Here is an 11,890-nt window from a genome sequence, read left to right as displayed (position 1 = left end):
CGATTCATGCGCTGCCCAGCCGGGGGTCCCGGCCCGCGCAGGCAGCAGGTAAGGTGTCGTTCCACACCCCACGAGGCCGCCACATGCCCCTGCCCGCCCCCTTCAACGCCTTCCGCATCCACCAGGACGAGCACGGCCACCGCAGCGGCATCGAGGCGATCGGCCTGGACCAGCTCAACCCGGGCGAGGTGGTGATCCGCGCGCAGTGGTCGTCGGTGAACTACAAGGATGCCCTGGCCGGCACCGGCAAGGGCCGCATCCTGCGCCGCTTCCCGCTGGTGGGGGGCATCGACGTGGCCGGCACGGTGGTGTCCTCCACCGATCCGGCCTACCGCGAGGGCGATGCGGTGCTGGCCACCGGCTGCGGGCTCAGCGAGACCCGGGACGGCGGCTACAGCCAGTACGTGCGGCTGGCCGCGAGTGCGGTGATCGCCCAGCCGGCCGGGCTGAGCCCGCGCGAGGCGATGGTACTGGGCACCGCCGGCTTCACCGCCGCGCTGGCGCTGCTGCGCATGACCGACAACCGGCTGACCCCCGCGCATGGCCCGCTGGCGGTCACCGGGGCCACCGGCGGGGTCGGCTCGTTGGCGGTGGACATCTTCAGCCGCGCCGGCTTCGAGGTGCATGCCATCAGCGGCAAGGCCGACCAGGCCGACTACCTTCACCGGCTGGGCGCCAGCCAGGTGTTGCCGCGCGAGGCGCTGGCCACGGGCAAACCGATGGAATCGGCGCGCTTCGGCGGCGGCCTGGACAATGCCGGCGGCCCCATGCTGGCCAGCCTGCTGGCGCAGACGGTGCCTTACGGCAGCGTGGTCAGCGCCGGCCTGGCGGCCAGCCCGGCGCTGGACATGACGGTGATGCCCTTCATCATCCGCGGCGTGTCACTACTGGGAGTGTCCTCGGCGGCAGCACCGCGCGCGCTGCGCGAACAGGTGTGGGAAAAGCTTGCCGGCGACTGGAAGCCGCGCCACCTGGACGCGATCTGCACGCGCGAAGTAGGCCTGGACGGATTGGCCGACGTGTTCGAGGCGATGCTTGCGGGCGGTGCGTTGGGTCGCACGGTGGTGCGGATCGACTGAGCGTTGCAGGTGGGCGACGGACGGCATGCCGGACGCTTCCCGGCCATGCGGGCGCGGCACTACACTGCGGGCATAACCTGGGGAACAACATGGCACGCATTCTGATCGTCGACGATTCACCGTCGCAGCTGCTGGGGATACAGCGCATCGTCGAAAAGCTCGGGCACGAGATCCTGACCGCCACCGATGGCGCCGCCGGGGTGGAAGCGGCCCGGGCGCAGCTGCCCGATCTGGTGCTGATGGACGTGGTGATGCCCAACCTCAACGGTTTCCAGGCCACCCGCACGCTGGCCCGCGACGCGACCACCAAGCACATTCCGGTGATCCTGGTGACCACCAAGGACCAGGACACCGACCGCATGTGGGGCATGCGCCAGGGGGCCAAGGCCTACATCACCAAGCCGTTCTCCGAGGACGAGCTGTCTGAAGTGCTGGAGCGGGTCTTCAGCAACCAGGAACCGCCGACGGCGTGATGCCGACGGTACGGTGAGCCGACCAACGGTCGGCTCCTACCGCGACCGCGACCCGGTCGACGGCGTGATGCCGACGGCCGGCCCGGTAGGTACCGACCGTTGGTCGGTACGCCCTGACGGTCGGTACGCCCTGACGGTCGGTACGCACCAACGATCGGCACGCAACACCGGGCGGTACGCCGATGCATCGGCGCACCGCCGGCATCACACCTTCTCGCCGAACGCCTTGGCCAGCGCCTTGTAGGCCTTCTTCTGCGCCTCTTCGGTCGGGGCCGGCGCCACGATCTCCAGCTCCACGATCTGGTCGCCGTCCGGGTTGCCCGGCAGGCCGCGACCGCGCAGGCGCAGCTTGCGCCCGGCATCGGATTCGGCCGGCACCTTCAATTCCACCGACCCGCCCAGGGTGGGCACGCTGATGCTGGTACCCAGCGCGGCCTGCCACGGCGTCACCTGCAGGGTGTACAGGATGTTGCGGCCGTCCACCTCGAACTGCGGGTGCTCGGCATATTCCACTTCCAGCAGCAGGTTGCCGCCACCGGTCCCCTGCCCGGTCAGCCGGATCACCTGGCCCGGGCGGATGCCCTTGGGCACGCGCACGTCCAGCTGCTTGCCGTTGACGTTGATGCGCAGGCTGTCGCCGGTGTGGGCCGCTTCCAGCGGCACCGACAACTTGGCGCGGGTGTCGCGGGTGGGCTGCGGGCCCTGGCTGGCGCCGCCGAAGCCACTGGCCCGGCCACCGCCACCGCCGCGCTGGCGCGCGAACAGGCTTTCGAAGAAGTCGCTGAAGCCGCCGCCGCCGGCGCCGCCCCCAAACACTTCCTCGTAATCGAAGCCCTGCCCGCCGCCGTAGTTCGGCGGCGCATGGAACTCCTCGCCCGGCCGGTAGCCCTGGGCCTTGAGCTGGTCGTAGGCGGCACGCTTCTGCGGGTCGCGCAGGGCCTCGTAGGCCTCGTTCACGGCCTTGAACTTGTCTTCCGCGCCCGCCTCTTTGCTGACGTCGGGGTGGTACTTGCGTGCCAACCGGCGGTAGGCCGTCTTGATCTCCGCATCGCCCGCGGTCGGTTCCACCCCGAGCGTGGCGTAGTAGTCCTTGAATTCCATCGATACACCTCGAATAAGTTCGGTCGCCCGCGCCGGCGGGCACCGTCCCGTCAATTCTAGCCGCTGGCAGCGCCGCTGCCGTGACGCGCCGGCTTGATCCGGCGCAATGCGCGGCCAGTGGGCGGCGGCTACGCTGGCCCCGGCAGCGCTGCTCTGCCGTTGAAATGGGTGTCCACGCGATTTTTTCAACGTTTTGACGCCACCCTCCCACCCCGCTTACTACGCTGTCCGTGTCCAAGGAGTCCGCATGACCATCCACGTTGGCGACCGCATTCCCGAAGTCACCCTCAAGCGCATCCGCGAGGGCATGGAGACCATCGACACCCATGCCTTGTTCGACGGACGCCGAGCGGTGCTGTTCGCCGTGCCCGGCGCGTTCACGCCCACCTGTTCGGCCCGCCACCTGCCCGGCTATGTGGAGCACTTCGCCGATTTCCGCCACCGCGGCATCGACGTGTTCTGCATGGCGGTCAACGACCCGTTCGTGATGAAGGCCTGGGGCGAAAGCCAGCACGTGCCCGACGGCCTGCAGCTGCTGTCCGACGGCAACGGCGAGTTCACCCGCGCGCTCGGGCTGGAGATTGATGCCAGCAGTTCGGGCATGGGCCTGCGGTCGCGCCGCTTCGCGCTCTACGTCGAGGACGGCGTGGTGCGCCAGACCTTCATCGAGGAACCCGGCCAGTTCGAGGTGTCCTCGGCAACGTACGTGCTGGAGCACCTGCCCAGCTGATCCCCCGCAACAAAGGAACCCGGCCAGCCATGTCAACGCCAGCCAAGCAATCCAGCCCCGCCCCCGCCACCCGCAGCACCGGCCCGGACGGCATCAGCGATACCGCCACCCTGCGTGCCCGCGCGCGCAAGGACATCGAGGACGGCGCGATCACGCCGACCTACAGCGCCGACCGCGAGGCGGTGATCAAGCTGCTCAACGATGCACTGGCCACCGAGTACGTGTGCGTGCTGCGTTACTACCGCCACTACTTCATGGCCAAGGGCATGCTCGCCGACGCGGTCAAGGGTGAGTTTCTGGAACACGCCCAGCAGGAGCAGGCGCACGCCGGCAAGCTGGCCGAGCGCATCGTGCAGCTGGGCGGCGAACCGGATCTCAACCCGGACACCCTGACCGCGCGTTCGCATGCCGAGTACAAGGAAGGCAAGGACCTGCGCGACATGGTCCGCGAGAACCTCATCGCCGAGCGCATCGCCATCGACAGCTACCGCGAAATGATCAATTTCGTCGGCGACAAGGACACCACCACCAAGCGCATCCTCGAAGAGATCCTGGCCCAGGAAGAGGAACACGCCGACGAGTTCGCCGACCTGCTGGACGGCTGGATAGGGGAATAACGCCCCACGCATCCGAAACCGGACGTGCCGGCCGCTGGCCGGCTCTTCCGGTCCCCCTGCCGGAACCGCTGCTGCCCAGGCCCCTGCTCGCGGATGATCAAACCGGTAGGGTCGCGCCCCAGCCGACTGCCGATACGCCCTCAACATGCGGTGGTGGCGTGACCTGTGGCGGAGACGGGTGATGTTGCGCTTCTCCGATACGGATCATGCCCTACCGGACGTGGAATATGCATCGGCAGTCGGCTGGGGCGCGACCCTACCGGTGATATTGCCGCGTGCCGTTGGGATGGGTGGGCATTCCGTTGAATCGGTGTGGGTGACGTCGGGATGCCTGCGCGTGGTGTTGCCATGGCGGGACGCGCCATCGGGGTTGCTACCGCAGGATGCGGAACCGGACCTGCGTCCAGGCGCCATCGGAGGCGAGCGCGGTAAGCGTGTGCTCGCCGGTCTCGTCGAAATCGCGCTGGAACAGGCGCGCGCCCTCGGTGCGTGCGATCCAGCGACCATCCAGCAGCCAGTCGATGCTGTTGTCGTTGCCGAGCGCGCGCAGCTGCAGGCGTACGCCATGCTCTGCATTGGGCGCGCGCGCCAGCGTGGCGCGGTCGTTGAGGCCTTCGATGTGCAGACTGCCGCCGCTTTCGCGGCCATCGTCGCTGCAGTCCGGCGACAACGCCGGCAGCTGCGACGCATGCCGCTGTGCCAGGGGCAACCACGGGGACAACAGGGCCGGCCAACGCGCGATCTCGCGCACCTCGGTCTCGTGCGGCAGGCGGCAATCCGGCGACACCCGCAGGCCGCTGCGCGCGTCCACGTTGAACCGTTGTCGCCCCGGCTGCCACAGCCGCGCGTCGCGTTCGGCGAAGGTGGGCGGCACCACGCCGTCCAGCACGAACGCATCCAGGCGGCGCTGGCACAACGCGTCCTCGGTGCGCTCGGCCAGCTCCCCGGTCGGCCAGCAGATCGCCTCGCGGGTCACGTTGGGCGGCATCGGCGCGCCGCTGGCGTCGCCGGCCTGGCGAGGCAGGCTGTCCACCACTTCGAACATCAGCGGCAACGCGGTAACCGCACCGTACTGCCCGGGCAACGGCGTGCCATCGGGCCGCCCCACCCACACCCCTACGGTGTAGTGGCGGGTACTGCCGATCGCCCAGGCATCGCGATAGCCGTAGCTGGTGCCGGTCTTCCACGCCACCCGCGGGCGCCCGGTAACATCGAAGGTGCCACTGCCGTACCCGGGCCGCGGGTTGGACTCGAGCACTTCGCGGGTGATCCACGCCGCGCCCGGCGACATCAGGCGGCGCTCGATCACCGGGTCGGCCGCGGTATAGCGCACACGGCCAGCGATGCCATTGCGGTTGAACCCTGCGAATGCCCCAACCAGATCCTCCAGGCGCGCACCGGTGCCGCCCAGGATCAGCGACAGGTTGGGCGCGCTGCCGTGCGGGAAGCGCAGCGTGATGCCGGCGTGCGACAGCCGCGCGGCGAAGCGGGCCGAGCCAACCCGGTCCAGCAGGTCTACCGCCGGCACGTTGAGCGACAGCCGCAGTGCCGTGGCCGAACTGACCGGGCCATTGAACGCCGCATCGAAATTGCCCGGGCGGTAACCACCGAACGCCTGCGGTGCGTCCACCATCAGGCTTTCCGAATGGATGAGCCCATCATCCAGCGCCATGCCGTACAGGAACGGCTTGAGCGTGGAACCGGGCGAGCGCCAGGCCTGCACCATGTCCACGTGGCCCAGCCGCTGCTTGTCGCCGAAGGCCACCGAACCGACGTAGGCGCGGGCCTCCAGGGTGCGGTTGTCGACCACCAGCAACGCAGCGGAGGTACGCTCAGGCAGCTGCGAAAAGTACGACGACACCCGTTCTTCCAGCGTGCGCTGCAGGCCGATGTCCAGCGTGCTTTCGATCCGCGCCGCACGCGGTTGCGCCGAGCGCAGCCGTTGCGCCAGCAGCGCGGCATGCAGCGGTGGCTGCAGTGCGCGGGTGACCACCGGCTCGATGCGGGCATCGTCCACGTCGTCGCGGCTCCACACGCCCAGCGCGACCATGCGCTCGAGCACCTTGTCGCGCGCACGTTGCGCCGCTTCGGGGTGGCGGTCCGGGCGCAGTCGGCTGGGCGCCTGCGGCAACACCGCCAGCAACGCCGCTTCGGCCTGCGACAACCGCGCGGCCGGCTTGCCCAGGTAGGCCCAGCTGGCCGCCTCCACGCCTTCGATGGTGCCGCCATACGGTGCGCGTTCCAGGTACAGCGCCAGGATCTGCGCCTTGCTCAGGTGCACTTCCAGCTGCACCGCGCGCAGCATCTGCTTGGCCTTGCCCCACGGCGTGCGCGTATGCGGATCGAGGATGCGCGCCACCTGCATGGTCAGGGTGGAACCGCCGGACACGATCCGCCCCTGCAGCAGCCATTGCTTGCCGGCGCGCAGCAACCCCCACGGGTTGATCCCGGGGTGCCGCCAGAACCAGCGGTCTTCGTAATTGAGCAGGGCCTGCAGGTACAGCGGCGACACGCTGTCGATGGACGCCGGGTACCGCCACACACCGTCGGCATCGGCGAACGCGCGCAGCGGCGTGCCGTCGCGGGCGACCACCAGGGTACTGGTGTCGCGCAGCTTCGGCAGCGGCGGCGGGAAGGACAGGTCCAGCACCAGCAGCAGGCTGAGCACGGCCACCGTGCCCCAGCGCAGCGTGGGCAACAGCCACTGCCGCGCCCGCAGTGCCAGGCGCTTGAAGGGGGATGACGTCATCGGCTGAACGACAGCGTGGTGCGGGCCATCGCGGTGGCGATGGCCCGCACCCGGCTCACGGTTGGACCACGGTCAACGTGGTCGGGTAGCTGCGGCCCACCCCACGCAGGTCGGGGCGGTACATGTCTTCCACCAGCGGCGGCGGCACCGTGTAGGTGCCCGGGGTGACCGCGCGCACCAGGTAGAACACCTTGGCGGTGCTGCCCCGCGACAGCTTCACCGCGGCCACGTAGCGGTCGTCGCGGAACTCTTCGTGGCGCAGCGTGGCGGCATCGCCGCGGTCGTTGACGTTGAGCCCGTCCACCACCACGTCGGCCCACTGCTTGGCGTCGCCCAGGTTGAAGTTCTCGATCTCCAGGCCCGCCGGCAACAGGTCGGTGAGCAGCGCGTCGGGCATGTCCACGTTCGGGGTGATGCTGACCCGCACGATCAACGCCTCGCCTTCCTTCAACGCGCGCGGCGTCCACGGCTTGCCGTCGGTGGTGTACCAGGTGCGTTCCACGCCCAGGTGGCGGCTGTCCGGTTCCGGCGCGGTGCGCGGAATGCCGGCCACGTCCAGGCTGGCGAACATCGGCGGCTCCCCTTGCGGGGTGAAGCGCACGCCCTTGGCCAGCGCGGCGTAGTCGAAGCTGCGCCCGAACAGGCGGCGCGCGGCGATGGCCTCCACGTCGCCGCCCACGGCCAGTTCGCCGGACACCAGCTTCTTCTGGTTGGCCGACAGGGCCTTGCCCAGGCGCGCGATGGCGACCTGTTCCTGCGTGCTCAACCACAGCCCGCTGCTGCTGCGGCGTGCGTCCAGGGCCCGGCCCAGGTCGACCGCACGGGCGTCATAGCCCGGCTTGGACAGCTTGCGCTCGTGCAGCAGCGCGATCATCAGTGCGTCGTCGCGCACCGCGCTGCCGTAGTCACCGAAGTACTGCGGGCGCTCGCTGCTCGGCTTGGCAAAGCCGGCGGCAATGGCCGCATCGCCGCGCTTGTGGTCGCCCTGCAGCGACAACGCGATGCCCAGGTGGACCAGCGGCAGGCCGGTCAGCGCCTTGCTGCGTTCGTTGTCATACAGCGCGCGCAGCGTACCCAGCGGCGCGCGGTTGACCCGCGCCAGCACGTAACCGGAGTACGCCTGGTTGGCGAACTTGAGGTTCTCGCGGCGGTCTTCACCGTAGAACTGGTTGCCACCGGACAGCAGGTCTTCGCTGAGGCGGTTGAGCGCCTTCTGCAGCACGCTGTCGGGCACCGCGAACCCCCCGTCCTTGGCATCCAGCAGGAACTCGGCGATGTATGGGGTGAGCCATGGGTTCACATAGCCGTCGTCGCCCCACATCGAGAAGTTGCCGTTGGCCACCTGCATCGAGGCCAGCCGGCCGAACGCGCCTTCCATGCGCTCACGGCGGGTCTTGGCATCCAGGCCGTCGGCACCGAGCATGGCCGAGGTCGCCTCGTCCAGCATCAGCGCCGCGTAGCCCTTGCTGGTGGTCTGCTCGGCGCAGCCATAGGGATACTTCAGTGCGTCGTTGAGCGCGCTGGCAAACGGAATCGGCGGCAGCGCACTTACCAGCATGCGGGCGGTCACCGAATCGCTCATCAGGCCATCGGCCAGGCCGCTGCCCATCTCCACTGCACCCAGCGGGTCCAGCGTGCGGGTCTGCGAGCGCAGGATCTGCGGCCAGGCGGCGCGCACCGGCAGGTCGTAGCGGCGGTCCACCTTGAAGCCGTTGCCGTCCACCCGCACCCGCACCTTGGCCACCGTGTAGCCCTCGCGCGCGGTCAGCGGGAAGCTGAGGGTGGTCTTGGCGTCGGCCTTGAGCTGCAGCGTGCGGGTCGGTTCACCCAGGGCGAGCGGACCGATGCCGTCGACCTGCACCTTGAACTCGCCCGGCGTGCCGGTGAAGTTCTGCACGTCCAGGGTGACCGTGCTGCGGTCGCCCGGCGCCATCACCCGCGGCATGCTGGCCTCGGCCAGGATCGGCGCACGCACCACCGTTTCCACATCGCGCTTGCCGTACTGGTCATCGGAATACACCACCGCCGACACCCGCAGGGTGCCGTTGAAGTCCGGCACCTTCAGCGCGATCCGGGCGATGCCCTTGGCATCGAGCTTCACCGGGCCGGAGAACAGGTCCACGGTCTGCACGCGCGCGGTGGGACGCTTGGCCTGGGGCATCGCCGCCAGCGCCATGTCGCCGCCGAACTTGAGCTTGCCGCTGCTGCCGTCGAAGCTCTCGATCACGCGGCTGTAGATGTCATAGGCATCCACGTCCAGGCGGCGCTGCGCGAAGAAGTGGCCGGCCGCGTCGGGCACCGGGAAGCGGGTGATGTTGAGGATGCCCACGTCCACCGCCGACACGGTCACGTGCGCGACCTTGCCCGCCAGCTGCGGCGCGCTCACCGTCACCGGCAGGGTCTGCTCGGGGCGCATCTGCTTGGGCGCCGACAGGCCGACCGCGATCTGGCGCGCCTTGCGGTCCATCGGCACGTGCACCACGCCCACTGCACGGGCCGGGGTGATCTTGCTCGGCGCACTGCCGCCACGGAACACCAGCGCGGTGATGTAGACGTCGTGGCGCTCCCACTCGGCGGTGACCGGGATGTCGAAGGTGCTGCCCGGCTTGGCGTCGATCTCCTGCACGTACAGCATCTTGTCGCTTTCCACCATCAGGATGCCCTTGCCGGCATGCGGAGGGGTGACGGTGACGCGGACCTTGTCGCCGGCCTTGTAGCCGGTCTTGTCCAGGCCCAGCTTGATCTTGTCCGGGCGTGCATCCAGGCCGCGGTTGTCGTCGTTCCAGCTCCAGCCGGCGCGGAAGGGATAGCGGCTGGTCAGCCCGGTGGTCGGATCGAACACCTCCAGGCGGTACTCGCCCCACTCCACCGGCAGGTCGACCGTGGTGGCCACGGTGCCGGCGTCGACGGTGCGGGTGTCCTTGTTCTCGAAGCGGCGGGTGAAGTCGTAATCCCAGCGGTTGTCGTTGAAGGTCCAGTGGTAGTCGCGCAGCTCGCGCACCAGGGTGATCTTCAGGCCCTTGGCCGGCTGCGGCTTGCCTGCGGCGTCCACACGCATCACTTCGAAGCGCGCGGTGCTGTTGGCATCTGCGCCGTCATCGGGATTGAACAGCGGACGCACGCCGACCAGCGCCGGCGCCGGCCACATCACCCGCTTCAGCGTGCGGGTGACGGTGCGCCCGCCGGTTTCGTACACGCTGCCGGACACCACCACCGCGATCGGGGCGGTCGGCTTGACCTCGTCGGGCAGCGCCACGTCCTGGCGCAGCTTGCCGTCGGCGGGGAATTCGGTGTCGATGATGTCGCGTGCCTCACGCGGCAGCGCCATGGTGGGGTCACCGAAGAAGTAGCCCGGCAACGCCTCCACCGGGGACTGCTCGGCCGCCACGGCCAGGCGCGCGGTGAAGCGGTTGCCGTCGGCGGGCGCACCGTACAGGTAGGCCGCATCGGCGATCAGCTTGAGCGGCTCACCCGGCTTGAGGGTCTTCTGGACACTGTCCAGGTCCAGCTTCATGCGCTCGGGCAGGAACTCCTCAATGCGCAGGGTCATGCCCTGGATGGCTTCCTTGCTGGCCGGGTTGGTGCGGAATTCCACCTGCCAGCGCCCGGTCGGGGCTTCGGCCGGAATGGTCTGTTCGAAGCTGAAATAGCCCTGCTCGCCCGGCTGCAGGCGGGTCTCGCGGAAGGTCTTGCCGTCCGGCTGCTTCAGGCGCAGGAAGACCGGCTGCGGCTTGGTCGGCTTGCCATCGTTGTCGCGCAGCAGCGCGGAGATGCGCACCGTTTCACCGGGGCGGTACAGGTCGCGGCCGGACCAGGCGAACACGTCGAACCAGGCGTTGTCGCGCCCGGCCACCGCGAACTCGCTCAGGTCCAGCGCCGGCTGGTTGAACGGCAGCATCGAGGTGTCGGCACCGCTGCTGGCGATCAGCACGTGGCTGGCATCGAGCGTGTAGTTGAGCAGTGCATTGCCGTTGCCGTCGGTGCTGCCCTTGAGCACCACCTCGCCCTTGCCGTCGAGGATGCGCAGCTCGATCTTCTTCAGCGCCGCCCCGCTCTGCAGCGAGGCGGTGTGCACGAACAGCTTGTCCTTGTAGGCGCGGGTGTGCAGGCCGATGTCGCTGACGGTGAAGAAGGCGGTGTCGAACTCGCTTTCGAACGAGCCGCTACGCTTCATCACCGCGAAGTACAGGCCGGGCTCCTGCAGCTGCTTGATCTCCTGGGTGGGCAGGTAGGTCAGCACGCGCTCGTTCTGCTTGCCGCCCAGCACGAACCGGTTGACGTACACCGGCTCGGCCAGCTTGGACATCGGCACGCGGTCGTCATAGTCGCTGTCCAGGTCCCAGCTGCCGCGACGCCCGCCGCGCTGGTACTGGCTGAAGAAGGTGGGCAGCTGGTTCTCGCGCACGCGCAGGAACTCCACGTCCACTTCCTGCACGTTCACCGACACCACCGGCAGGCCCCGGCTGTCCTTGGCCGGCAGCACGCTGCCCTGCGAGGCGAAGCCGGCCACCGGCTTGAGCTCGCCGGTGAATACCTTTTGGCGCAGCTCCTTGCCGATGCGGCTGCCATCGGCGGCCAGCAGGTCGGGCGAGACGATGAGGTTGTATTCCTTGGCCGCCTCGACGAACGGGTAGCGCAGGGTCAGGCCGTCATCGGACAGGGTCCAGCTGCTGTCCTCGGTGCCCACCTTCTCGGCGAAGCGGACCAGCGCGTCGAAGTCCTGGGTGCCCACCAGCGGGCGCGAGAATTCCAGCGCCAGCGACACGCCGTCGCCCTTCTGGTCGGGGTAGGCCCGCACCAGGGTGAACTCGCTGACCTTCTCGGCCTTGGCCGCGATCGGTGCGCCGGACGGGGTGGGCAGCTGCCCGCTGTTGTTGCGGTTGCAACCCCCGATGCCCAGGGCCAGGCCGGCGACCAGCGCCAGGCCCGCGATTCCCTTCCAGCTCCACTGCCCGACCCGACTGCGGCTAGCCATGATGACGCTCCTTGATCAAGGCGGCCAGTATAGAGGGCGACCCGGCTTGAGCGGAGCCGGGCGACGGTCGGGTTTGTGTGGCGTCCGGGGCAGCCGACCAACGGTCGGCTCTACCGGGGATGGGGTGTGGCCGACCGTGCATCGGGCGTCGCAGACCGGGTATCTG

7 protein-coding genes are annotated in these 11,890 nt (G+C 69.2%); 4 read left to right on the top strand and 3 right to left on the bottom strand.

Annotated elements, in window-relative coordinates; translation table 11 throughout:
• Positions 1–83: 83 nt before the first annotated feature.
• The gene (locus AC1DCJ_RS13625; protein WP_478071195.1) at positions 84–1,079 is read left to right on the top strand and encodes a YhdH/YhfP family quinone oxidoreductase; all 996 of its coding nucleotides are present in this window, start codon (positions 84–86) and stop codon (positions 1,077–1,079) included.
• An 89-nt stretch (positions 1,080–1,168) separates the two neighbouring features.
• Positions 1,169–1,552: a twitching motility response regulator PilH gene (gene pilH / locus AC1DCJ_RS13620; protein ID WP_128098127.1), complete on the top strand. Its 384-nt coding sequence runs from the start codon at positions 1,169–1,171 to the stop codon at positions 1,550–1,552.
• A 204-nt stretch (positions 1,553–1,756) separates the two neighbouring features.
• On the opposite strand, the gene AC1DCJ_RS13615 is transcribed toward pilH, so the two are convergent.
• Positions 1,757–2,653: a DnaJ C-terminal domain-containing protein gene (locus AC1DCJ_RS13615; RefSeq protein WP_038686926.1), complete on the bottom strand. Its 897-nt coding sequence runs from the start codon at positions 2,651–2,653 to the stop codon at positions 1,757–1,759.
• A 247-nt stretch (positions 2,654–2,900) separates the two neighbouring features.
• Here AC1DCJ_RS13615 and AC1DCJ_RS13610 point away from each other — a divergent pair, with 247 nt between their 5' ends.
• Both AC1DCJ_RS13610 and AC1DCJ_RS13605 read left to right on the top strand, forming a co-directional pair.
• Positions 2,901–3,383: a redoxin family protein gene (locus AC1DCJ_RS13610; protein WP_478071194.1), complete on the top strand. Its 483-nt coding sequence runs from the start codon at positions 2,901–2,903 to the stop codon at positions 3,381–3,383.
• Between the two features lie 29 nt (positions 3,384–3,412).
• Entirely contained in the window at positions 3,413–4,000 is a 588-nt protein-coding gene (locus tag AC1DCJ_RS13605; protein WP_038686923.1) for a ferritin-like domain-containing protein, read from the top strand.
• Positions 4,001–4,373: 373 nt separating this feature from the next.
• On the opposite strand, the gene pbpC is transcribed toward AC1DCJ_RS13605, so the two are convergent.
• Together pbpC and AC1DCJ_RS13595 are read right to left on the bottom strand one after the other, a co-directional pair.
• The gene (pbpC, locus tag AC1DCJ_RS13600; protein WP_478071193.1) at positions 4,374–6,749 is read right to left on the bottom strand and encodes a penicillin-binding protein 1C; all 2,376 of its coding nucleotides are present in this window, start codon (positions 6,747–6,749) and stop codon (positions 4,374–4,376) included.
• A gap of 55 nt (positions 6,750–6,804) precedes the next feature.
• Positions 6,805–11,724 carry an alpha-2-macroglobulin family protein gene (locus AC1DCJ_RS13595; RefSeq protein ID WP_478071192.1) on the bottom strand — a complete coding sequence of 1,640 codons (4,920 nt, stop codon included), beginning with the start codon at positions 11,722–11,724 and terminating at the stop codon, positions 6,805–6,807.
• Positions 11,725–11,890 lie beyond the last annotated feature (166 nt).

The organism is Stenotrophomonas sp. 10N36 (assembly GCF_056395005.1).
The sequence above is the reverse complement of the archived record's forward strand: the minus strand, read 5'-3'. Positions and strand labels throughout refer to the sequence as shown.

Coding starts and splice junctions, on each gene's coding strand:
- pilH (WP_128098127.1), top strand. CDS start 1,169: ATGGCACGCATTCTGATCGTCGACGATTCACCGTCGCAGCTGCTGGGG.
- pbpC (WP_478071193.1), bottom strand. CDS start 6,749: ATGACGTCATCCCCCTTCAAGCGCCTGGCACTGCGGGCGCGGCAGTGG.
- AC1DCJ_RS13605 (WP_038686923.1), top strand. CDS start 3,413: ATGTCAACGCCAGCCAAGCAATCCAGCCCCGCCCCCGCCACCCGCAGC.
- AC1DCJ_RS13615 (WP_038686926.1), bottom strand. CDS start 2,653: ATGGAATTCAAGGACTACTACGCCACGCTCGGGGTGGAACCGACCGCG.
- AC1DCJ_RS13595 (WP_478071192.1), bottom strand. CDS start 11,724: ATGGCTAGCCGCAGTCGGGTCGGGCAGTGGAGCTGGAAGGGAATCGCG.
- AC1DCJ_RS13625 (WP_478071195.1), top strand. CDS start 84: ATGCCCCTGCCCGCCCCCTTCAACGCCTTCCGCATCCACCAGGACGAG.
- AC1DCJ_RS13610 (WP_478071194.1), top strand. CDS start 2,901: ATGACCATCCACGTTGGCGACCGCATTCCCGAAGTCACCCTCAAGCGC.